Raw genomic sequence first — 20,419 nt, 5'->3', positions numbered from 1 at the left:
ATGGCCGATGCGTCTCGCGTAGTCCTGGGCCTCGGCGGCTGTGTCGACTACGAACTGAAGCTGACCGCGGTTCCTTTGCAGCAGCTGATCGTCGACTACGGCATCGTCGCCGCGGACCTGACGTCGCCGGCCCCGGTGGTGGCCGGCGAGCGGGACCTCGTGGTGTCGATCCTCGGCTACGTGGCCCGGGGCGGAGGGGGCGAACACTTCGTCGCCTCCGCCCCGGCGCTGGCGACCTTCGCCAACCGCTTCCCGAACCGGGAAACCCTCGGCGGCACCTCGGTGCGGGCCGGCATTCTGATGAGCAAACTGGGGGTTTCGTCGACACTGCACCTGGTCAGCGTCAACGACACGTTCCGGCGGCTCCTGCCGGCCGACTCCGATTACATCAACAGCGGCAGCGCGGACACCTTCTATCCGCACCTGATCGTCCAGTACGACCAGGGCCTGTGGATCCGGGCGAACGACATCGACATCCACGCCCCGTTCCCGAACCGGCTGATCTACGTCAACGACCCGGCCAACGCCGACATGCTGCTCACCGCCGACCTCGGCGACCGGCTGCGGTCCGCCGAGGTCTTCCTGATCTCCGGGTTCAACGCGATGCGCTCGGCGGACGAGCTCGACGCGCGCCTCGCCCTGCTGCGTGACCACATGCGGCAACTGCCGCCGGAGGCGACAACCTACTTCGAGGACGCTGCCTACCACGAGCCGGCCTTCAGCCGCCGGGTCCGCGAGGCCTTGCTCTCCACCATCGATGTGTACGGCATGAACGAGGACGAATTACAGTCCTACCTCGGTCGTGCCGTCGACCTGCTCGACCCGGCCGACGTCGCCGACGCGCTCACCGCCGTGCACGCGCTCATCCCGGTGCCGACGCTGGTGCTGCACACCAAGTACTGGGCGCTCGCCCTCGGCGCGGGCGACTACACCGACGCGCTCGACACCGGCACCGTCATGGCCGCCACCCGCTACGTCCACGGCGACGACTTCACCTCCGCCGATGTCGAGCGGCTGCGCTCCGGGCCGCGCCGGCCCGAGTCGGTCGCCTTCGCGGCGGCGCTGCGCTCCTACCTGGGCGACGTCGTCCGGTGCGTTCCCGGGTTCGCGCTCGACGTCGAGAACCCCACTACGGTCGGACTCGGCGACACGTTCGTCGGCGGCTTCCTCGCCGCACTCGCCGCTCGCACCAAGGAGAAACAATGACCGTCGAGGCGCTGCCCGCCAACCAACCCGAGACGTTCTACCGCGGCGCCGGCCGGATCGCCGAGTTCCGCAACGTGCCGGCGTTGGCCGACCGCCCGGAAGACTGGGTGGGCTCGGTGACCAGCCGGTTCGACCTGGCGCCGTCGGGGCTGTCCACGCTGGCCGACGGGCGCACGCTGGCCGAGGCGATCGCCGCCGACCCGGCCTGGTGGCTGGGGCCGGGTCGCACCGACACCGGGGTGCTGGTCAAACTGCTCGACGCCGGTCAGCGGCTGCCTCTCCACGTGCACCCGGACCGGCGCTTCGCCAACGCGCACCTGGCCTCGCCGTACGGGAAGACCGAAGCGTGGGTGATCGTCTCGGCACGGCCCGACGCGTACGTCCATCTCGGTTTTGCCCGTGATGTTTCTTCCGAGGAGCTGGCCGGCTGGGTCGAGGGGCAGAAGACCGGCGAGATGCTCGAGGCGACCAACCGGATCCCGGTCGCGGCCGGCGACGCGATCCTCTGCCCGGCCGGGCTGCCGCACGCGATCGGCGACGGCATCCTGCTGGTCGAGATCCAGGAGCCGACCGACTTCTCGGTGTTGCTCGAATACGAAGGGTTCGGCCTGGCCGACGGCCACCTCGGTCTGGGGTACGACCTGGCCCTGGGTTGTGTCGACCGCGGGGCCTGGAATCCGGCGCTTCTCGACGGCCTCCGCGGTACGGCCGCCCGGCTGCTCCCACCGGCGGCCGACGAGTTCTTCGACGCCCGCCGGCTCTACGGCGGCGATCGCGTCGAACGGGGCTTCAGCATCCTGGTCGTGGTCGGTGGCTCCGGGCGGTTGAGCGGCGCAAGCGACGACCTTCCGGTCCGAAGCGGGGACACCCTGCTGATCCCGTACGCCGCCGGAGCTCTTGTCCTTGATGGACAGGTCGAGGCCGTCCGCCTGGCCGCGTCGCGCTGAGCGCTTGCCCGGGGGCTCCCGGTGCCGGGCCGCCGTTGCCGATCGGCAGCCGCTGCTAGCGTGTGCGAAAGCAGCGAGCCGCCGGAGGCCGAGATGCAAGGTCGTAGCCTCGAGCTGCGTCCCGCGGTTGCGAACATGTGGGTGCTCCCGGCGGCGGTGACGCTGGTCGTGGTGACCGTCCTCGAGATCGCGACGTTTGTGGAAGTCACCCGCACCATCGGTGCCGTCTGGGCGACCGTCCTTCTCGTCACCGGCAGCCTGGCCGGTGCCCTCGTGCTGCGTCACGAACGCGCTCGTGCGCGAAGCCGGGTCCGGGCGTACACCGACGACGGCCATCCCGCGGGCCCGGCGGTCACCGACTCGATGGTCGGCATCTTCGGTGCGGTGCTGCTGACATTCCCCGGCTTCTTCACCGCGATGCTGGGGCTGGTGCTGCTGCTCCCGCCGAGCCGCCTGCTGATCCGCCGCTCCGTGGAACGGTCCCTCCCCGGCGAAGACGATCTGTTCGGCCCGCGGCGGGTCCGCGTGCATACCGGCGATGCCGCCGCTGACCGATCGGCATCACGTGCGCCGGCCGGAGCGATCGAGGGCGAGGCCGGCTGACCGCCGTCGACATCCGCGACGACGGCCGCCCGGGCTCATCGCCCGTGAATACAACGATCGTGATGCCGCCGAAGGCTGACACCGCGAGGTAAGCCACCTGGCCAGGGCCGGCGGTGAGGTGTCGTCGCTCAGCCGGGCTGTCACTAGTGGGGACTTTTCTGGCGGGGTGTCGGATCTGACACCGGTCGTTCGTAGGACAGGTAGCTTCGACCGACCGACGAGAGGTAACGGCATGGCCAAGCTCATCTACGTGACGAACGTGTCGCTTGACGGGTTCATCGAGGACGAAGGCGGCGGGATCAACTGGTTCCCGACCGGCGACGAGGTGTTCGCGTTCCACACCGAGCTCCTGCGGTCGGTAGGCATGTTTCTTTACGGGCGCCGGCTGTACGAGGCGATGGCGGTCTGGGAGACCGACGCCGCTCTGGCCGCGCGGTCCGACCTCACGGCTGACTTCGCGAGCGCCTGGCAGGCGGCTGGCAAGGTCGTCTATTCCACGACGCTCGCCGCGGTGTCGACCGCCGGCACCCGGCTCGAACGCCGTTTCGATCCCGCCGCGGTGCGCGAATTGAAGGCCACGTCCGGCCGCGATCTCATGGTGGGCGGGGCCAACCTCGCGGCGCAGGCTTTCCAGGCCGGGCTGGTCGACGAGTGCCTGTTGGTCGTCCTGCCCGTTGTCCTCGGCGGAGGCAAACCGGGGCTCCCGACCGGCGTGCGCGCCGACCTCGAGCTCCTCGATGAGCGCCGATTCCGCAACGGCGTCGTGCAACTCCGCTACCGCCTTCTCGGACAGTGAACGACAGCCATGTTCACGGTCGAGCAGCGCGACGCCGTACGCGATCGGCTGCTGAGCCTGGCCGGCGGTGATGCCGCGATCGTCGGTGCCGCGGTGACGGGATCTCATGCTGTCGACGGCGGTGATCGGTGGTCGGACATCGACCTGGTGTTCGGGGTCGAGGGCTCGCTCGAGACGAGCATGCGCCGGTGGACCGAACTGATCTACCGTGATTTCGATGCGGTGCACCATTGGGACCTGCCGGCCGGTCCCGCGGTGTACCGGGTATTCCTCATGTCGGATCGGCTCGAGCTCGACGTGGGGTTCGTGCCCGCTGCGGAATTCGGTCCGCAAGGTCCGAGCTGGCGGACCGTCTTCGGGCACCCGGCTCCGGAGAAGGATGTGCTGGCGCCGAGTCGCCGGAATCTGACCGGGCTGGCCTGGCACCATGCCCTCCACGCGGGCGTTTGCATCCGGCGGCGCCGGTGGTGGCAGGCCGAGCAGTGGATCAGTGCCTTGCGCGGCCAGATCCTCGCTCTGGCGTGTCTGCGCCTGGGCCATCCCACCAGTTACGCGAAGGGCGCCCACCTGCTGCCCGCCGAGGTGACGGCCTCGCTGGCCGGCACTCTGGTCCGCGTTCTCGATGAAGCTGAACTGGTCCGTGCTCTCGACGCGGCCACGAGCGCACTGACGACAGAGATCTCACTGGTGGATCCCGCTCTTTCGGCTCGGCTTGCTCCCGTCCTCGCTGCACCGCCGGCGGGCAACGATCACGCGGGCTCGACCTGAGCGTGGCCGGGCACCGGGAAGTGCAGGGCGGCTAAAGCCGCGCCGAGTGCGCAGCCGGTCAGCAGGCCGATGCCGTGGTTGTTGGTCAGGGCGCAGAGGAATGCGGTTGCCGCGGGGATCATCAGCAGTTGGAGGCGCAACGTCGGGTTCGGGCCTCGGAAGATGTAGAGGGCCGCGCAGGCGGCCAGCTGGCCGCGGTGGGTGGGCGGTTCTCGGTGCCGAGTCGTTCCTGGATGAGGCGGACTCCGGACCAGATGACCATGGCGGCGCAGAGGTAGGGGACGACCACGCGGGCGGTGTGCATGGTTCGACCTTCGTGGACCGCGAGCGCCGGTGGCGGGGCCGAAATCTACGTCTGCGCCCATGACATTCGTACCGGTGGGGTGTCTTCAGGTGGTGAGGTGCGTGGTGAACCAGGCGGTGATCGCCGCGTCGACCGTTGCGGCCTCTGGGGTCTGGGGCGCGGGTTGGTCGCCGGGGCGTTCGGCCAGCGGGTGCGCCAGGCCGGGCACCGTCGTCAGCTGCGCGTTCGGCACGGCTGCGGCCAGGGCTGCGGCGTCGGCTCGGAAGGCCGGGTAGTCCTCGTCGCCGCTGACGACCAGCAGTGCTGTGCTGTGCAGGTCGGTGGCGCGGGCGACGAAGTCGAGCCGGTCGGCGGCGGCGCGGGCGGAGTCGTTCCACGGGTAGGGCTGCTCGGAGAGTCCCGAGACGAGCTCGACGACCGATGAGGCGCGGATGGCGGCGTTGACCACGGCCAGCGCGGCCACCGGCACCACTTTGCTCGCGGTCACCGTGAGGGCGACCGCGCCGCCCAGCGAGCCGCCGACGACTCCGATCGGGGCGTCGGTGATCGGGAAGCGTTTCCGCAGGTCGGCCAGGGCGGCGGGGAACTCGTCGGCGGCCTGGCGCACCACCGGGTCCACGTAGAGCATCATCGGGTCGCGGCGGGACAGCTCGTAGCCTTCGGGGTACGACCGGGGGCCGCACCAGGGCATGCCCAGATGGATGCGCCATGCCTCGACGCCGGACAGCGGCAACGCGGCGGCGAACGCCTCGTCGGTGCACGGTGCGTCCATCATGTGCCAGGTGACGACGAGCGGGGCGGGCCCGCCGGCGGCGGGTGGCAGCGCGGTGAAGGGGACGCCGGCGGCGGTACCGATGATGGCCATACGCCTACGCTAGGCGACCCACCATGGCGGCGTCGGGAACGCGGCCGGTGGTCAGCAGGGCTTCCAGCTCGTCGAGCAGCGCCTCCAGGCCGGCCGGGGCGGTCGGGTCGTAGTGCTTGCTGATCGCCTGGTCGTCGGCGAGGCGGACGGCGTCGAGCTCGGCTTCTCCGCTGATCCAGACCAGCACGCTGCCCAGCCAGGTCGCCGACTCGAACTCGCTGGCCACCACCGGCTTGTCGTGGTTCGGGTCGACCGGGCGGATTCGCCATTCGAGACCCAGGCGCTCCCAGGTCGCGGCTCGTGCCAGCACCGCCGGTTCCAGCGCGTCCAGAGGGAAGTTCACGATCGGCACTATCGCACGGGAGTCATCCGGCCGTGGGTTGACGCGAAACGCTCGGCTGGACACGCCAGCCGAGCGTTTCGCCGTACACCTGGGGGGTGGTCTGCCGTCAGGAGACGATGCAGTTCTTGCCGTTCGCGCCGGAGCCGGTCTTCACCGGCTCGGCGCCGGTGCTGTTGCCGGTGTAGAGCCAGCACGTGGGGATGCTGCCGATGCTGTTGCTCTTCAGCGTCGCGACGTCGCCGTAGTTGGTGTTGACGCCGGCGATCACCTTGCCGCCGGTCGCGGTGACGCCGGTGATGGTGACCTTGCGGGCGGCCTGGGTGGAGCAGTTGCCGCAGGAGCGGTAGAGCTTGCCGAAGTTGCTGACCTTGAAGTTCTTGATGGTCACCGAACCGCCGGCGCCGCGGTTGTCCTGGAACACCTTGTCCGACGCGCTCGCCGCGCTGCCGCCGCTGACCACGACGGTCGCGTTGGTGCCGCGGAAGGTGGCGGCGTCCTCGCCGACGTCCTGCCAGACGACGTTGGTCAGGTTGCAGCTGCCCGCGCAGTGCACGCCGTCGGCGGCCGGGGAACCCAGGATGACGTTCTTCAGGGTCGCGCCGGCGGCCAGGTCGAAGATCGGGTCCTGGCCCTCGGCCTGACCGCCGCTGCCGAGGTCGCCGGAGCCGATGTAGCGGTTACCGTCACCGTCGAACGTGCCGGTCACCTTGATCGAGGCGGTGACCTTCACGTCGGTCGCGGCGGATGCCGCACCGACCACCGCGATCGAGCCGGCCAGGGCCGTGGCCAGCACCGCCGCCCCGATGAGCAAGCGTGATCTTTTCATCAATTGCCTTCTTCCGGTCAAGGTGGGACGTACCGGAGGAACATATGCCGCCGCAACAGGTCCGAAAACAGATCGATACCAGGGAATGTCTTAACAGATATTTAATCGGTGCTTTGTTCAAGGCTAGGAATACTGCAACAGCCTATTGACAAGCGTAAACGCGTTAGTTATGCAAACCTATGCAAACCCGCCCGGGCGGTGGGGCGTAGGGTGACCTCGTGGATCATGAGGAACGCATCGCGCTGTTCATCGACTACGAGAACCTGGCGATCAGCGCCCGTGAACACCTCGGCGGCATGTCATTTCAGCTGCGGCCGGTTGCCGACGCGCTCGCCGAGCGGGGCCGGGTGGTGGTTCGCCGGGCGTACGCGGACTGGTCGTACTTCGACGAGGACCGCCGGATGCTCACCCGGTCGCACGTCGAGCTGATCGACATGCCGCAGCGGCTGGGGGCGTCGCGGAAGAACGCCGCCGACATCAAGATGGTGGTGGACGCCCTCGAGGTCGCGTTCGAACGGTCCTACATCTCGACCTTCGTACTGTGCACCGGCGACAGCGACTTCACCCCGCTGGTCCACAAGCTTCGCGAGCTGAACAAGCGGGTCATCGGGGTCGGCGTGGAGAAGTCGACGTCCGCGCTGCTGCCGCCGGCCTGCGACGAGTTCCTCTATTACGACCGGCTGGAGGGCGTCGAGATCCAGCCGGCCCGGCCCCGGCGCGGCCGCCCGGCCGAACCTCCGGTCGCCGAGCAGCCGACGCAGCGGGAGCCGGAGCCGGTCGCGGAGGAGGCGCCGGTCCGCGACGTCGACACGCTCGCCGCCCTGGTCGCGCAGACCGTGGCCGGCCTGCAGAGCAGCTCCAGCGGGGCGGTCACCGCGTCGACGCTCAAGCGCACGCTGCTGCGGAAGGACCCCACCTTCAACGAGGCGGACTACGGCTTCCGTGCCTTCGGGGAGCTGCTCCGCTTCCTCGCCGGGCGCAACGTCGTCGAGCTGATCGCCGGCTCGGTGAAGGGCGACCCCGAGGTCGGGCTGCCGGAGCACGGCGATCGGGAACGCGCGTTCAGCCTGCTCCGCAGCGTGGTCTTCGACCTGGCCGGGCACGACGGGGCGGTGGCGCTGTCCGGTCTGAAAAACAAGGTGCGCAAGATCGTTCCGGACTTCAGTGAGAAGAAGCTCGGCTACCGCAGCTTCCTCCAGTTCTGCAAGGCGGCGGCCACCAGCGGCGCGGTCGGCCTGGAATGGAGCGCCGACAACGACGACTACCTGCTGACCGCGGAGACGCGCGCCTAGACGTCCACCGCGTGGGAGAGCGCCCGGAGCAGATCCTGCGTCGCGACGATCGCGGCTCCGGCCTGCCCGGGTCGGCCGGGTCCCATTTGGTGGCCCGCAGCACGGCTGGTGTCGCGGAGCTTGTCGATGCGCTGCCGCTGCCACTGCCGGTCCTCGCGGGCGTTCGTCCGGGCCTGCGTCAGCCAGGTCCCGCCGAGGGCGCCTGCGACGCCGAGCGCGCTCGACGCGAGCGGAATCCACCACGACCCGTCTGCCATCGGCGCATCCTCTCGCATCGAAGGAGAAATTGTTGTAACCGTGCGGGCCGGTATCACCGTCATCAATACGCACGCACATCGTTGAACACAGAGGAGACGCGTAGATGACGACGAACCGCGCAGGTGGCGCCGGCCGGGCGATCCTGGCCGCCGTGGTCGTGACCATCGGCCTGCTGGCCGCCACCGGATCCGGCGCGTACGCCGCGGTGACCGAGCGCCGGCACCACGACACGTTGCTGGGCAGCCGGCAAGCCGATTACAAGATCACCTTCTATGCGGACCCGTACGGCAACGGTCAGAAGCACCTGATCGTGGCGGACAAGAAGGCCGACGGGGTCAGCGCCAAGATTCGCATCTGGCCGTCGCCGATCGCGTCGCCGTGCTCCTACATCGACTACCCCGACAAGGGCGGCGCCGAGGACGGCGCGTACCACTACGACATCTACTACCCGGTCGGCATGATCGCCTACGTCTACGGCGACAACGCCACCGTCTGGGGCGGCACCTACAGCTACGACAATCCCGCCATCCTCGACATCTGCTGACCGGGCGGTCGCCGTCAGCTGATGCGGTGGAGCGGCCCGAGCTGCTGGGAAGCGGACGTCTGAGCGTGGAAAGCTGAGTGCGTCGCCAGAGTGTTCGCGACATACCTGCACTCGGATCAGGATCACGATGGACATCACGCAGGACGGGCCGTTCCTCGTTGTCGCGCGGGAGCGGTTTGTTGCCGGGGCGCTGAGTTCAGAGGCGGGACGTGCTGGTCGGGCGTACGTAATTGTCGCCGTGCCAGACGCGGCCGAGGAGGCCGACCGCGATGATCAGGGCCAGCGGGCCGGCGTAGTTCCAGCCGCCGAGCGGCTCGAGGAACGGCAGCCGCAGCAGTGTGTAGGCGAGCAGCCAGGCCGCGGCCAGCAGTGGGCAAGCGGTGATCAACGCGCCGAGCCAGGGGCCGGACGGCTGTGCGGACGAGTGCGCCATGTTCGCACGCTAGCCCTGCTTGACAGAAATGGGAACCGTGACAGCAAGGCTTACAAAATCTGCTCTCTTGTAAATCATGGTGAGCGGTGTCACAGTCGGGCCATGCCTGAGAATCGATCCGTCTGGCGAGACGCGCGGCGCTATCTCTGGCCGTCCGCGATCGTCGTGCCGCTGCTTCCGTTCGTCAGTTACGGCATCGTCGACCGGACCGGCCTGCAGGGCTGGTGGTGGCTCACCCCCGGGGTGGTCTTCGTGCTCATCCCGGTCATCGACATCTTCGGCGGCGACGATGTCGGCAATCCGCCGGAGGACGTCGCCAAGGCACTGCAGTCCGACCGCTACTACCGCTGGCTCACCTACCTCTACCTGCCGCTGCAGCTGGCCGGCCTGGTGCTCGGCGCCTGGCAGTGGGCCGGCGGCGGGCTCGGCTGGGCCGGCCGGCTCGGTGTGCTGGTGACGGTCGGGGCGGTCAACGGGATCGCCATCAACGCGGCCCACGAGCTGGGCCACAAACGGGAGGACGCCGAGCGGTGGCTCTCCAAGATCGCGCTGGCCCCGACCGGGTACGGCCACTTCTATGTGGAGCACAACCGGGGTCACCACAGCCGGGTCGCCACGCCTGAAGATCCGGCGAGCTCGCGGCTGGGGGAGAGCTTCTGGCGGTTCTGGCCACGCACGGTGCTCGGCAGTCTGCGCTCGGCGTGGCATCTCGAGACGTCCCGCTTCCGGTTGCGTCACCGCAACCCGTGGACGGTGCGTAACGACGTGCTCAACGCGTGGGCCATGACGGTCGTGCTGTTCGCGGTGCTGACCAGCGCGTACGGGATGATCGTGCTGCCGTTCTTGATTGTTCAGGCGGTGATCGGGTTCTCGTTCCTTGAGGTCGTCAACTACCTGGAGCATTACGGCCTGCGCCGGCAGCGGTCCGGCGGCGACACCGGCCGTTACGAGCGCGTCGACGAGCAGCACAGCTGGAACAGCAATCGCCTGATCACCAACATCTTCCTGTACCAGTTGCAGCGGCACAGCGACCATCACGCCAATCCGATCCGGCGTTACCAGATCCTGCGGACGTTCGACACCTCGCCGCAGCTTCCGGCCGGCTACGCCACGATGATCGTCCTGGCGCTGTTCCCGCCGATCTGGCGGCGCATCATGGACCCCATGGTGATCGCGCACTACGACGGCGACGTCGATCTGGCCAACGTGCACGAGCCGGCCCGCGCGCGGCTGACCGCACGGGTGAAAATGGCACGGTGAAGCAGAGCTATGCGGAGCGGGCGCGGGCCGGCATGCGCGACGCGATCCTCGACGCCGTCGAGCGCCTCGTGATCGATCGGGGCTGGCGCCGCACCCGGATGGCCGACGTGGCCGACGCCGCCGGGGTGAGTCGCCAGACCGTCTATCAGCAGTTCGGAAACCGCGAAGAGCTGGGCCAGCAGTACGTCTTACGCGAGGCCGACCGCCTGCTCGCAGCGGTCGACTCCGCCCTGGCCGCCAACCGCGCCGACCCGCTGGCCGCCGCGACCGCTGCCTTCGAAGCCTTCCTCACCGTCGCCACCGACAACCTCATGGTCAAGGGCATCCTCGCCGGTGACGACGGCCTGCTCCCGCTGGTCACCACGGCCGGGTTGCCGGTGCGCCAGGTCGCCGTCGAGCGGGTGGTCAGCGCGATCGGCGAGCACTGGCCCGACCTCGACTCCGCCGACGTGCTGCTCTTCGCGGAAACGGTCGTCCGCCTGGCGATCAGCCACGCCACCGCCCCGGCCGCCGACCCGCAGACCACCACCGGCGACGTGATGCGGGTGCTCGGCCCGTTCATCCGGCAGCTGGTCGAGAAGGGCCGGCCGTGATCGGCGGTGACTGCAGCCTCCTCCTCGGTGTCTTCGCCCATCTGCGGCCGGCCGTTCGCGAGGTCGCCCTGTGGCTCGTCGACGGCCACCCGGACTGCCTCGACGCCCGGGAATCGGACACCGGCGAGACCGCCGACTCGGAACTGGCCGTGCTCACCGGGCCCGGCCCGGCCGCCCTGGTCGGCCTCGGGCAGGCGACGCCAGCATCGCCGACTTCCGCCCGGACCTCGACCCCGACGGCCGGTACGCAACCGTCCTGGTCACCCTGTTGGACCGGGCGCTGTAGAAGCCGGCTCGACCGGCAGCCACAGCTCACAGGTGGCGGTGCTGAAGTCGGCCGCCCGCTCGAGCACCGCGACGATCTCCGGACCGGGCCGCAGCCGCCAGGGGTTGGCCGGGAACCACTCGGTCGCGGTGGCCGCCCAGGTCTGCTGCAGGGCCTGCGGATAGGGCCCGCTGCTGCGGAAGACCGCCCACCGGCCGGCCGGCACCTCGATGACGTCGAGGTCGCCGGGCACGGGCACGGCGCCGGAGAGGGCGACGCCGTGCAGGTAGGTCAGCTCGCTGCCCTCGGCCCGGTCGGGATCGAGGTCATCGCTGACGGCGAGCAGCCCGGCCGGCTCGGTGTCGCTCAGCTCTTTCAGCCGCAGTGACTCCTCCACCGGCAACGCGGCGACGTGCTGCTGGATGTGTGGATTGATGCCCTGGTGGATCAGCGGCACGCGAGCGGCGTGCCCGATGAGCCGGAACGCGGGACGGTCGGCGATGCGGGTGTCCATGGGGATGCTCCCTTCGACGGTCAGGCGGAACCTGAGCTGCGGTTGTGTGCGAAGGGGGCCGCCGTCGCGGCGTACCTCACCGGCGCCGGCGCCGTGGACCGCCCGGAACGCCCGCCCGAACGCCTCGGTCGAGCCGTATCCGTAGCGGACCGCGATGGCCAGCAGATCGTCCGTGCTCCGGATGACGTCGGCGGCGGCCACGGTCATCCGGCGGCGGCGAACGTACTCCGACAGCGGCATGCCGGCCAGCGACGAGAACATCCGGCGCAGGTGGTACTCGGTGGTGCCGAGCTTCGCGGCCAGGCCGCTGACGTCCAGCTCCGCCGTGAGCTGCTCCTCGACCAGGTCGACGAGCCCGTTGAGTGCCGAGATCACGAGGCCTCCCTTCGACATCAACCCTGGCCGGGAACACCCCGCCGGCGCCCGACGATTGCCGTCCGATCCGATCACCCAGCCCATGCGTCCAGACCTGACGGCCATTCTGTCGGCGGCCCTGCCGTGGCGGTGGTCATTCGAACGAGTGGCTCGATTCCTCGGTCGTAGCCGAATTCTATTCACCAATGCCGGATGACTTGCGACTCGACGCCGAATGCATCGACGCGGGTGTCGCGCTGCCGAACGGTTGATTTGATTCAGCACTCGCGGCCGGTCCTGCAATCTGCCGCTGCGGACCAGCCTTTGGACACGAAACCTCGACCATTGGGAGTCCCCTTGTTTCGCAGAACACGAGCGTGGTGCTGGGCAGCACTCTTCATTACCGGCGCCCTGATGCTCATCGGCGCACCGGCGCAGGCCGCGACCCGAACATTCGCCGGCATGGACGTCACCGGGGACGGCCAGGGTTATCTGCTGATTTCCGCGACGGGCGAGTTCTACGCCTACGGAACGGCCCACCCCTGGCCGAATCCGAGCGGATTCTCCGGCCAATTCACCGGGCTTGCGATGACCGCCGACGGGCAGGGCGCGCTGGCCATGACGTCGGCCGGTCAGTTCTATGCCTACGGAACCGCGCGCCCGCAGCCGAACGTGGTCGGCTTTTCCGGCCGGATGGTCAGTGTGGCTGTCACCGCTGACGGGCACGGCGTCCTGGCCATGTCGTCGGCCGGGCAGTTCTACGCCTACGGAACCGCACACCCGCAGCCGAATGTCGTCGGTTTCGGCGGCAGCATGGTCAGCGTTTCCCTCACCGCGGACGGGCAGGGCGCGCTGGCCATGTCGTCGGCCGGCCAGTTCTACGCCTATGGCACCGCCCGGGCCCAGCGCAATCCGGCCGGGTTCACCGGCACGATGACGAGCGCGACCCTTACCGGCGACGGTCAGGGCCTGGTTGCCGTGTCGTCGGCCGGGCAGTTCTACGCCTACGGCACCGCGCCCGCCCGCACGAACCCGACCGGGTTCTCCGGTGGCATGGCAACCGTGGCGATCACCCCCGACGGGCGGGGCATGGCCGCCATGTCGGGCGCCGGTCAGATGTACGCCTTCGGCAGTGTCCTCTTCCGCGGAAACGGTGACCCGGGCACGTCGTCGCCGAGCGATCTGCGTTCCCGGATCGCCACGACCGCCACCGCGGAATTGAACAACAGCGGCCGCAACAACGTCGCGAAGCCCAGTCTCTGCAACTTCTACTCCGGCGCCGGCCAGACCGGCACCCCGTGCTCCGGCGGGCCCGGATGGCGCAGCGAGGACTGGTGCGCCGACTTCGCCCGCTGGGTCTGGGGACAGTCCGGAGCGAACACCTCCGGCCTCACGCCGGGCGCGATCTCCTTCAAGAAGTACGGGGACAGCCACCGCACGTGGGTGCCCGGCAGCGGCCTGGCCGGTGTCCAGCCCGGCGACGCGATCGTCTACGACGTGAACAGCGGAAGCACCTACGCCAGCCATGTGGACCTCGTCGTGGCGGTCGGCACCAGCTCGGTGACCACGATCGACGGCAACTTCACCGGCGGAAAGATCGTCCGGAGCACCGTCACCCGGAGCGCCAAGTTCGGCCCGAAGGTGATCTCGGGTTACGCCCGCCCGGTCGCCTGACCTTCGACGCCCCTGCTCGGCTCGACGCGCCGTCATCCATGCGTCGGGCCGAGCAGGTTGGTCACTTCCCGTTACGCGATGCCATTAAGATAGTTTTGACGATGGTTCATCCCATTTTCTCCTATCGGGAGCTGTGATGCGACGCCGTCTACTCGCCGGTGCCCTCGTGGTTCTCGCGGTCATCGCCTGCGGGGCGTCGTCGGCCGCCGCTGATCTCGCGCAACCCTCCGTGGTGTCCGAGAACCCGGTCGACTACACCCCGCATGTTCTGGACGGCACGGTCTGGGCGCTGGCCGTCGTCGGGGACACCGTGGTCGTCGGGGGAGCGTTCACCGCCGTTGCCGACAGTTCCCGGCGGTACACGTACGCCCGCCGGAATCTTTTCGCCTTTGATCTGCGCAGCGGGGCGATCCGGGCGTTCGCGCCGGTGGTGGACGGGCCGGTCTACGCCTTGGCGGCCGGGGACGACGGCACCGTCTACGCGGGTGGGGCGTTCGGGCGGGTGAACGGCAGCGCGCAGCGCGGGGTGGCCCGGGTCGGACTGGACGGTGGGCGGCTGAGCTCGTTCCGCGCCTCGATCGATCGCGGCTTCGTGCAGACGCTGGCCCGGCGGGGGCGGCAGCTCTACGTGGGTGGCACGTTCGGCTCGGTCAACGGTGTGCGACGGGTCGGCCTGGCCCGGGTGGATGCGGTCGGCGGGCGGGTCGACCCCGACTTCGACGCCGGGCTGACCTCGGCGAACCCGCACCGGACCCACGTGGAGAACCTCGACGTCTCGCCGGACGGGCGGTCGCTCGTGGTGATCGGCGGATTTCTCGGTGTCCGGTCGCTGCAACGCAACCAGATCGCCCTGCTCGACATCTCCGGTCCGGCGGCAGCCGTGACCGGGTGGTACACCGACGCCTTCCAGAAGCCGTGCCAGAAGGGCTACGACGCGTACCTGCGGCAGGTCAAGTTCGCGCCGGACGGGTCCTGGTTCGTGGTCGTCACCACCGGCGGCACGTCGCAGAATCTGTGCGATTCCGCCGTCCGCTTCCAGGCCGCCGGGACGGGGCAGCACGACCCGTTCTGGGTGCAGCACACCGGCGGCAACTCGCTGTTCGCCGTCGCCGTCACCGGGGCCGCCGTCTATCTCGGCGGTCACCAGGAATACCTCGACAACCCGGACGGACACAAGACCAAGAACGTCGGCGAGCCGCCCGACTTCCGGCCCGGGCCCGGTGCCGTCTCCCGGCCCGGCATCGGCGCCGTCGACTCCGCCACCGGACGTGCGCTCACCTGGAATCCGACCCGCAGCCGCGGCACCGGCGTGCGCGTCCTCCTGCCGGTTCCGCAGGGGTTGCTGGTCGGTTCGGACACCGACGAGCTGGGTCACGAGTATCACGGCCGGATCGGCATGTTCCCGCTCGGATGAGTCGGTAGGCTTCGCGGCAAGTTACGCAACCGTAGGTTTCTCCGGAGGCATCATGGTGGACGACCGGCCCTGGCTGGCGGCCTATCCGGAGGGCGTCCCGGCCGACATCGCCGAGCCCACCCGGGCGCTGACCGCGAACCTGGACGCTGCCGTCGCCCGCTTCCCCGGCCGGGTCGCGCTCGACTTCCTCGGGGCCACCACCACCTACGCGCAGCTCGGTGACCAGGTCGCGCGGGCCGCGGAAGCATTGCGGGGGATCGGGGTCAAGCCGGGGGACCGGGTGGCGCTGATCCTGCCGAACTGCCCGCAGCACGTGGTCGCCTTCTACGCGGTGCTGCGCCTGGGTGCGATCGTGGTCGAGCACAATCCGCTCTACACCGCGGACGAGCTGGCCCATCAGCTCGCCGATCACGGCGCGGCCGTCGCGATCTGCTGGGACAAGGTGGCCGCGACCATCGCCGGCTCCTCGGTCCGCACCGTCGTCGGGGTCGACCTGACCGCCGCGCTGCCGCTGGTGAAGCGGCTCGCGCTGCGGCTGCCGCTGCCGGCCGCGCGCAAGACGCGGGCCGAGATGCACGGGGCGCTGCCAGCCGGCGCGCTGCGCTGGGAGACGATCGTCGCCGCGGCGTCACCGATCGCCGAGTCCGTGGCCGGGCCGGGCGTCGGCGACACCGCCCTGCTGCAATACACCGGTGGCACCAGCGGCACGCCCAAGGGCGCCATTCTCACCCATAAGAACCTGGCGGCTAACGCCGAACAGAGCCGTGTCTGGGTGCCCGGCCTACGCGATGGGGGCGAGACCTTCTACGCGGTGCTTCCGCTGTTCCATGCGTACGGGCTGACGTTGTGCCTGACCACGGCGGTGCAGATCGCGGCGACCATCGTCCTGCTGCCGCGCTTCGACGTGGGCATGGTGCTCGACGCGGCCAAGCGGCGGCCGCCGACGTTCTTTCCGGGCGTGCCACCGATGTACGACCGGCTGGCCGCGGCCGCCCGGTCCCGAGGCGCCGACCTGAGCTCGATCCGGTATGCGATCAGCGGTGCGATGCCGCTGCCGCCGAAGACCGTCGAGACCTGGGAGGCGCTGACCGGAGGGCTGCTCATCGAGGGGTACGGCATGACCGAGACCTCGCCGATCACGGTTGGCAACCCGATGTCGGAACGGCGCCGGGCCGGCTCGATCGGTGTGCCCTACCCGTCCACCCGGGTCCGCATCGCCGATCGGGACGACGTGGCCCGCGACGTGCCGGCCGGGGAGCCGGGGGAGCTGCTGTTGCAGGGGCCGCAGGTGTTCGCGGGCTACTGGAATCTGCCGGCCGAGACCGAGGCGGTGCTGCTGCCGGGCGGCTGGATCCGGACCGGTGACATCGCGGTGATGAGCGACGACGGTTTCCTGTCCATCGTCGACCGGGTCAAGGAGCTGATCATCACCGGCGGCTTCAACGTCTATCCGTCCGAGGTCGAGGACGTCCTGCGGGGTCACCCCGACGTCGAGGACGCCGCCGTGGTCGGGCTGCCTTCCGAGCGTACGGGCGAAGAGGTTGTCGCCGTTGTCGTTGCGGCCGAGGGGGCGTCGGTGGACCCGGAGGCGTTGCTGCGATGGGCGCGGGAGCGGCTGTCCGGCTACAAGGCGCCGCGCCGGATCGAGATCGCCACGGAACTGCCGCGCAGCCAGATCGGCAAGGTGCTGCGTCGTCAGGTGCGCGACGAGCTGCTCACCTGACGACGTTGCCCCGTCAGCCGCCGTGGGTGTGTGGCGCGCCGATGGTGTAGAGCAGCAGGCCCAGGGTGGCCAGGGTGAGGAGCGCTCGGGCGATGCGGCGCCGGGCGAGTGTCATGGGGATCAGCCTCCGTGTTCGTAGGGTGCGCCGACGGTGTAGAGCAGCAGGGCCAGGCTGGCCAGCGTCATAAGCGCCAGCGTCATGCGGCGCCAGGTCACGGTTGCGGTCATCGGGTCTCCTCTCGGAATGGTGGCAGGGTGCTGGTCCAGCCGCACCGGTGAATGGCGCGGCCAGATCATTGAGAAGAGGCCTAGCGGGTCGGTCCGGCCCAGGTGCGCATGCTTTGCTTGATCATTTTGTTCCCCCGGTTTCGATCGATTCGGAATGGCGATTGGGTCGACGATAGACCGACCTTGTCGTCGGCCGAAATAGCTGTTCGCTGTAGTGAACCGGACACCGAATAGCAGGCAATCGCGGGGGACGATGGCATTGCATAAATGTGCAAAGCCGCGGGGGCTATTCATAAATGCGGCATTTCATCGGTACTGGACGGCACGGCTCCGCCGGCGCCGTGCTGACCGGCCTGAGCTGGGCGGTCGTGGTCGCAGTGGCCGGTCAGGCCCTCGCCCGTCTCGCCGGCGCCGCGCTGCTGGGCGCGGTCGGTGGCCGCTGGCTGTTCGTCATCTCCGGCCTGGGCGCGGCGGCGACGCTGGCGCTGATCTTCCCGCTGCTGTCCGGTGCGCTGGCCCCGAAGCGAGGCGCCGCGGTGGTGGCGGGCAGGATCGGCTCATGAACTCCGACATCCGCCGGCTTCAGCGAGCCTTCGAGGAGGCCGAGCTGCACGCCGACACCGACGCGCTGGACACGTTGCTGGCGGACGACTTCCGGTCGATCGGCGAGCAGGGCTACGTGCTGGACAAGGCGCAGTGGCTCGGCAAGTTCGCCGACTTCGCCTACACCAGCATGGAGAGCAGCGACGTCGAGGTGTGCCACTACGGTCACGCGGCCATCGTCCGCTGTGTCCAGCGGAGTGAGTCCGTGTGGCGCGGCCAGCAGATGGCGCTGACCACCCGGGTCAGCCAGACCTGGGTCGAGCTGCCCGGCGGCTGGCGGCTGGCGGGCATCCAGTTCAGCTCCCTCAACTGATGGGGTGGGAGGCGCTCCGCCAGTGGGGTGACGACGTCGCCCGCATCGAACCGCTCACCGGCGGAGTCGCCAACGACGTGTGGAGTGTGCGCGTCGGCGGGCGTCTCGCGGTCGCTCGTCTCGGCGCCCGGAGCGACGCCGATCTCGCCTGGGAGACCGGGCTGATGCAACACCTCGACCGGGAAGGCCTGACCGTGCCGCTGCCGATCCCGGCCACCGGCGGCCGGTTGTTCGCGGGCGGTCTGGTGGTGATGACCTACCTGGAGGGCGGGCCGCCCGAGTCGCCGGCCGACTGGCGCCGGGTGGCCGGCACGCTCCGCGAGGTGCATCGGCTGACCCAGGGCCGGCCGCAGCGCCCGGGCTGGCGTTCGTCGACCGACCTGCTGCACACCGAGACCGGGACGAAGGTCGACCTCGGCGCGATGCCCGCGGAAGGGGTGGCGCGATGCCGGGCGGCGTGGGCGCGGCTCGCCGGCCGCCCGACCTGCGTCGTGCACGGCGACCCCAACCCGCGCAACGTCCGGATGACCGCGGACCGGGTCGCCCTGATCGACTGGGACGAGTCGCACGTCGACGTCCCCGACCTCGACCTCGTGCTGCCCGGCAACGCGGCCGCCCTCGACGACGCCGCACACGACATCGCCGCGCAGGCGTCCGCCGCCTGGGAGGCCGCCGTCTGCTGGGACGACGACTACTCGGTCAAGCGCCTCGCCGAGGTCCGACCGGTCTGAGCGAGTTAGACAGGAGATTCACCGTGGCACTGACTATTGATGACCGGATCGCGATCACCGACCTGATCAACCTGCACGGGCACCTGACCGACCGCGGTGACTTCGACGGCCTGGCGGCTCTGTTCGCGGCGGACGTCACCTACGACGTCTCCGCCCTCGGCGGTGGTGTGCTGGCCGGTCTCGCGGCGATCCGCGAAGCCGCGCTCACCCTCGCCGACCGCAACCCGGTCGCCCATCACGTGACCAACATCGTCCTGCGCGAGACGGCGGACGGGCAGGTCCACGCGCTGTCCAAAGGACTCGGAATCATGGCGGACGGATCGGTCGGCAGCGTCACCTACGAGGACACCGTCGAACGGACGGCGGCCGGCTGGCGCGTCACCCACCGCATCGTCCGCCCCCGGCGCACGCCCCTGCGGGAATGACCCACCCGCGCGCTGATCGCGGCTAGCGCGGAGTTGCGCCAGTGACCACCGCGCCCTCCGGCAGGCCGAGGGCCTTGCGCACGTCGCCGGTCAGGCTGGTGTTCGCCCGGGTCAGGGCCGTTGATCCCGGGGCCTGTCGGCGGTCGGGAGGGCGTCGGGGTCGGGCCCGGCCGTAGCGGGCGCGCGGAGGGTGAGTTGCGCCTGCCGGGACCGGCTGGCACGGGAGTGGGGCAGCGCGTACGCAAAAGGGAGCGTGAGCGACACGCGCGGCGGTAGGTGAGGCCGTTTTTCCTGCATGTAGGGCCTTCGTTGTGCGGGAGAGGACGCTTTTCTTGAAATCGGGCCTTCGCGCGCCTCCGGGCGGAGCGCGGCCAGCGCGCGGCGCGCAAGGGAGAAGGGAACCTGACCTTGACCGCGAAGCGCGCAAGTTGAGCCAGCTGGCCGGTGTTTCCCGGGTGGAGCCGGCGCGGCTGCACGGCATGGGTCCGAAGGCGTCGGGGCTCGTCGCGGCGGCCTTGGAAGAGTCCTGGGACAGCCCTAGCCGTTGAAGCTGTGCAGCAGCAGGGCCAGCCGCCGTTCGTGGTCCTCGGGGCGTAGCCGGCCGCTGCGGGTCAGCGTCATCAGGCCGTGCAGGCCGGCCCAGAAGACCTCGGTGCGGGCTTCGAGGTCGTCGTTGCCGGCCAGCGGGCGCAGTGCCTCGCGGAGCTCGCCGAACCCCTCCTGCAGCGCGGCCGGCGTCTCCGGGCTCGCAAAGGTCAGCGCGACGGTGTTGGTGAACATCGCCTCGTACAGAACCGGGCGGGTCTCGGCGAACAGCGCGTACGCCGCGGCGACCGCGGCCAGCGACGCCTGCGGGGTGGGTGCGCCGGTCCGGGCCGCCCGCAGCTCGGTGGCCAGCTCGGCGAAGCCCTCCACCGCCACCGCGGCCATGATGGCGTCCTTGCCCTTGAAGTGGCTGTAGAGCACCGGCTGGCTGTACTCGATCTGCTCGGCGAGCCGGCGGGTGGTGACCGCGTCCCAGCCCTCGGCCTCGGCGAGCTCGCGGGCGGTGCCGATGATCAGCCGCTCGCGCTCCGCGCGTTCGCGCTCACGGCGCTCTCGAATCGACATGACAGGGATCCTAGCGGCACTAGAAGT

24 protein-coding genes are annotated in these 20,419 nt (G+C 69.9%); 16 read left to right on the top strand and 8 right to left on the bottom strand.

All coding sequences use genetic code 11. From position 1 onward, the window contains the following. From AB0E90_RS01005 to AB0E90_RS00985, 5 genes are all read left to right on the top strand, one after another. The gene (locus tag AB0E90_RS01005) at positions 1–1,206 is read left to right on the top strand and encodes an ADP-dependent glucokinase/phosphofructokinase (RefSeq protein WP_360397594.1); all 1,206 of its coding nucleotides are present in this window, start codon (positions 1–3) and stop codon (positions 1,204–1,206) included. Then, positions 1,203–2,153, top strand: coding sequence for a class I mannose-6-phosphate isomerase (locus AB0E90_RS01000; RefSeq protein WP_360397592.1), 951 nt, complete (start codon positions 1,203–1,205; stop codon positions 2,151–2,153). The genes AB0E90_RS01005 and AB0E90_RS01000 overlap by 4 nt, the downstream gene beginning before the upstream one ends. Before the next feature lie 93 nt (positions 2,154–2,246). Beyond that, entirely contained in the window at positions 2,247–2,756 is a 510-nt protein-coding gene (locus tag AB0E90_RS00995; RefSeq protein ID WP_360397590.1) for an FxsA family protein, read from the top strand. 232 nt (positions 2,757–2,988) lie between these two features. Further along, on the top strand, positions 2,989–3,552 hold the full coding sequence (locus tag AB0E90_RS00990) for a dihydrofolate reductase family protein (protein WP_360397588.1): 564 nt from the start codon (positions 2,989–2,991) through the stop codon (positions 3,550–3,552). Between the two features lie 9 nt (positions 3,553–3,561). Further along, positions 3,562–4,320: a hypothetical protein gene (locus AB0E90_RS00985; RefSeq protein ID WP_360397586.1), complete on the top strand. Its 759-nt coding sequence runs from the start codon at positions 3,562–3,564 to the stop codon at positions 4,318–4,320. On the opposite strand, the gene AB0E90_RS00980 is transcribed toward AB0E90_RS00985, so the two are convergent. From AB0E90_RS00980 to AB0E90_RS00965, 4 genes are all read right to left on the bottom strand, one after another. Next, positions 4,302–4,442 carry a hypothetical protein gene (locus tag AB0E90_RS00980; RefSeq protein WP_360397584.1) on the bottom strand — a complete coding sequence of 47 codons (141 nt, stop codon included), beginning with the start codon at positions 4,440–4,442 and terminating at the stop codon, positions 4,302–4,304. The two genes, AB0E90_RS00985 and AB0E90_RS00980, sit on opposite strands and share 19 nt — an antisense overlap. 267 nt (positions 4,443–4,709) lie before the next feature. Continuing rightward, complete coding sequence (locus tag AB0E90_RS00975; protein ID WP_360397582.1) at positions 4,710–5,489, bottom strand: alpha/beta hydrolase; 780 nt, start codon at positions 5,487–5,489, stop codon at positions 4,710–4,712. A gap of 4 nt (positions 5,490–5,493) precedes the next feature. Continuing rightward, positions 5,494–5,832 carry a hypothetical protein gene (locus tag AB0E90_RS00970; protein WP_360397580.1) on the bottom strand — a complete coding sequence of 113 codons (339 nt, stop codon included), beginning with the start codon at positions 5,830–5,832 and terminating at the stop codon, positions 5,494–5,496. A gap of 106 nt (positions 5,833–5,938) precedes the next feature. Next, positions 5,939–6,658: a pectate lyase gene (locus AB0E90_RS00965; protein ID WP_360397578.1), complete on the bottom strand. Its 720-nt coding sequence runs from the start codon at positions 6,656–6,658 to the stop codon at positions 5,939–5,941. A gap of 218 nt (positions 6,659–6,876) precedes the next feature. Between AB0E90_RS00965 and AB0E90_RS00960 the strand changes: the two genes are divergently transcribed. After that, on the top strand, positions 6,877–7,950 hold the full coding sequence (locus tag AB0E90_RS00960) for a PIN domain-containing protein (protein ID WP_360397576.1): 1,074 nt from the start codon (positions 6,877–6,879) through the stop codon (positions 7,948–7,950). On the opposite strand, the gene AB0E90_RS00955 is transcribed toward AB0E90_RS00960, so the two are convergent. Continuing rightward, positions 7,947–8,207 (bottom strand): hypothetical protein, encoded by a 261-nt coding sequence (locus AB0E90_RS00955; protein WP_360397574.1) that lies wholly within the window; start codon positions 8,205–8,207, stop codon positions 7,947–7,949. The two genes, AB0E90_RS00960 and AB0E90_RS00955, sit on opposite strands and share 4 nt — an antisense overlap. A gap of 104 nt (positions 8,208–8,311) precedes the next feature. On the opposite strand from AB0E90_RS00955, the gene AB0E90_RS00950 reads away from it, so the two are divergent. Next, entirely contained in the window at positions 8,312–8,752 is a 441-nt protein-coding gene (locus AB0E90_RS00950; RefSeq protein WP_360397572.1) for a hypothetical protein, read from the top strand. A 196-nt stretch (positions 8,753–8,948) separates the two neighbouring features. Here AB0E90_RS00950 and AB0E90_RS00945 read toward each other — a convergent pair whose 3' ends face one another. Then, a complete protein-coding gene (locus AB0E90_RS00945; protein WP_360397570.1) occupies positions 8,949–9,185 on the bottom strand; it encodes a cell division protein CrgA in 237 nt (78 codons plus the stop codon). Between the two features lie 102 nt (positions 9,186–9,287). On the opposite strand from AB0E90_RS00945, the gene AB0E90_RS00940 reads away from it, so the two are divergent. Together AB0E90_RS00940 and AB0E90_RS00935 are read left to right on the top strand one after the other, a co-directional pair. After that, positions 9,288–10,445, top strand: coding sequence for an alkane 1-monooxygenase (locus AB0E90_RS00940; protein ID WP_360397568.1), 1,158 nt, complete (start codon positions 9,288–9,290; stop codon positions 10,443–10,445). Continuing rightward, positions 10,442–11,038 carry a TetR family transcriptional regulator gene (locus AB0E90_RS00935; protein ID WP_360397566.1) on the top strand — a complete coding sequence of 199 codons (597 nt, stop codon included), beginning with the start codon at positions 10,442–10,444 and terminating at the stop codon, positions 11,036–11,038. Before AB0E90_RS00940 ends, AB0E90_RS00935 begins: the two co-directional genes overlap by 4 nt. A gap of 260 nt (positions 11,039–11,298) precedes the next feature. On the opposite strand, the gene AB0E90_RS00930 is transcribed toward AB0E90_RS00935, so the two are convergent. Then, entirely contained in the window at positions 11,299–12,192 is an 894-nt protein-coding gene (locus tag AB0E90_RS00930; RefSeq protein ID WP_360397564.1) for a GyrI-like domain-containing protein, read from the bottom strand. A 393-nt stretch (positions 12,193–12,585) separates the two neighbouring features. Here AB0E90_RS00930 and AB0E90_RS00925 point away from each other — a divergent pair, with 393 nt between their 5' ends. The 7 genes from AB0E90_RS00925 to AB0E90_RS00895 all read left to right on the top strand — a co-directional run bounded on the left by AB0E90_RS00925 (position 12,586) and on the right by AB0E90_RS00895 (position 19,282). Beyond that, positions 12,586–13,845, top strand: a complete 1,260-nt coding sequence (locus AB0E90_RS00925; protein ID WP_360397562.1) for a CHAP domain-containing protein — start codon at positions 12,586–12,588, stop codon at positions 13,843–13,845. A gap of 136 nt (positions 13,846–13,981) precedes the next feature. After that, entirely contained in the window at positions 13,982–15,259 is a 1,278-nt protein-coding gene (locus AB0E90_RS00920; RefSeq protein WP_360397560.1) for a PKD domain containing protein, read from the top strand. Between the two features lie 52 nt (positions 15,260–15,311). Beyond that, the gene (locus AB0E90_RS00915) at positions 15,312–16,982 is read left to right on the top strand and encodes a long-chain-fatty-acid--CoA ligase (RefSeq protein WP_360397558.1); all 1,671 of its coding nucleotides are present in this window, start codon (positions 15,312–15,314) and stop codon (positions 16,980–16,982) included. A 524-nt stretch (positions 16,983–17,506) separates the two neighbouring features. Beyond that, the gene (locus AB0E90_RS00910; RefSeq protein WP_360397556.1) at positions 17,507–17,773 is read left to right on the top strand and encodes a hypothetical protein; all 267 of its coding nucleotides are present in this window, start codon (positions 17,507–17,509) and stop codon (positions 17,771–17,773) included. Then, positions 17,770–18,126: a nuclear transport factor 2 family protein gene (locus AB0E90_RS00905; RefSeq protein WP_360397554.1), complete on the top strand. Its 357-nt coding sequence runs from the start codon at positions 17,770–17,772 to the stop codon at positions 18,124–18,126. Before AB0E90_RS00910 ends, AB0E90_RS00905 begins: the two co-directional genes overlap by 4 nt. Continuing rightward, a complete protein-coding gene (locus tag AB0E90_RS00900) occupies positions 18,126–18,857 on the top strand; it encodes a phosphotransferase (protein ID WP_360397552.1) in 732 nt (243 codons plus the stop codon). Before AB0E90_RS00905 ends, AB0E90_RS00900 begins: the two co-directional genes overlap by 1 nt. A 23-nt stretch (positions 18,858–18,880) precedes the next feature. Further along, positions 18,881–19,282, top strand: coding sequence for a nuclear transport factor 2 family protein (locus AB0E90_RS00895; RefSeq protein ID WP_360397550.1), 402 nt, complete (start codon positions 18,881–18,883; stop codon positions 19,280–19,282). Between the two features lie 537 nt (positions 19,283–19,819). On the opposite strand, the gene AB0E90_RS00890 is transcribed toward AB0E90_RS00895, so the two are convergent. Beyond that, positions 19,820–20,392 carry a TetR/AcrR family transcriptional regulator gene (locus AB0E90_RS00890; RefSeq protein WP_360397548.1) on the bottom strand — a complete coding sequence of 191 codons (573 nt, stop codon included), beginning with the start codon at positions 20,390–20,392 and terminating at the stop codon, positions 19,820–19,822. Positions 20,393–20,419 lie beyond the last annotated feature (27 nt).

It is taken from the genome of Actinoplanes sp. NPDC026619, assembly GCF_040638295.1.
GTDB lineage: Bacteria > Actinomycetota > Actinomycetes > Mycobacteriales > Micromonosporaceae > Actinoplanes.
The sequence above is the reverse complement of the archived record's forward strand: the minus strand, read 5'-3'. Positions and strand labels throughout refer to the sequence as shown.

Bases quoted from the DNA above. Each gene is read 5' to 3' on its own strand.
- AB0E90_RS00985 (WP_360397586.1), top strand. From the start codon at position 3,562: ATGTTCACGGTCGAGCAGCGCGACGCCGTACGCGATCGGCTGCTGAGC.
- AB0E90_RS01000 (WP_360397592.1), top strand. From the start codon at position 1,203: ATGACCGTCGAGGCGCTGCCCGCCAACCAACCCGAGACGTTCTACCGC.
- AB0E90_RS00980 (WP_360397584.1), bottom strand. From the start codon at position 4,442: ATGATCCCCGCGGCAACCGCATTCCTCTGCGCCCTGACCAACAACCAC.
- AB0E90_RS00995 (WP_360397590.1), top strand. From the start codon at position 2,247: ATGCAAGGTCGTAGCCTCGAGCTGCGTCCCGCGGTTGCGAACATGTGG.
- AB0E90_RS00925 (WP_360397562.1), top strand. From the start codon at position 12,586: ATGCTCATCGGCGCACCGGCGCAGGCCGCGACCCGAACATTCGCCGGC.
- AB0E90_RS00975 (WP_360397582.1), bottom strand. From the start codon at position 5,489: ATGGCCATCATCGGTACCGCCGCCGGCGTCCCCTTCACCGCGCTGCCA.
- AB0E90_RS00955 (WP_360397574.1), bottom strand. From the start codon at position 8,207: ATGGCAGACGGGTCGTGGTGGATTCCGCTCGCGTCGAGCGCGCTCGGC.
- AB0E90_RS00890 (WP_360397548.1), bottom strand. From the start codon at position 20,392: ATGTCGATTCGAGAGCGCCGTGAGCGCGAACGCGCGGAGCGCGAGCGG.
- AB0E90_RS00990 (WP_360397588.1), top strand. From the start codon at position 2,989: ATGGCCAAGCTCATCTACGTGACGAACGTGTCGCTTGACGGGTTCATC.
- AB0E90_RS00945 (WP_360397570.1), bottom strand. From the start codon at position 9,185: ATGGCGCACTCGTCCGCACAGCCGTCCGGCCCCTGGCTCGGCGCGTTG.
- AB0E90_RS00900 (WP_360397552.1), top strand. From the start codon at position 18,126: ATGGGGTGGGAGGCGCTCCGCCAGTGGGGTGACGACGTCGCCCGCATC.
- AB0E90_RS00950 (WP_360397572.1), top strand. From the start codon at position 8,312: ATGACGACGAACCGCGCAGGTGGCGCCGGCCGGGCGATCCTGGCCGCC.
- AB0E90_RS01005 (WP_360397594.1), top strand. From the start codon at position 1: ATGGCCGATGCGTCTCGCGTAGTCCTGGGCCTCGGCGGCTGTGTCGAC.
- AB0E90_RS00910 (WP_360397556.1), top strand. From the start codon at position 17,507: ATGCGGCATTTCATCGGTACTGGACGGCACGGCTCCGCCGGCGCCGTG.
- AB0E90_RS00940 (WP_360397568.1), top strand. From the start codon at position 9,288: ATGCCTGAGAATCGATCCGTCTGGCGAGACGCGCGGCGCTATCTCTGG.
- AB0E90_RS00905 (WP_360397554.1), top strand. From the start codon at position 17,770: ATGAACTCCGACATCCGCCGGCTTCAGCGAGCCTTCGAGGAGGCCGAG.
- AB0E90_RS00915 (WP_360397558.1), top strand. From the start codon at position 15,312: ATGGTGGACGACCGGCCCTGGCTGGCGGCCTATCCGGAGGGCGTCCCG.
- AB0E90_RS00965 (WP_360397578.1), bottom strand. From the start codon at position 6,658: ATGAAAAGATCACGCTTGCTCATCGGGGCGGCGGTGCTGGCCACGGCC.
- AB0E90_RS00920 (WP_360397560.1), top strand. From the start codon at position 13,982: ATGCGACGCCGTCTACTCGCCGGTGCCCTCGTGGTTCTCGCGGTCATC.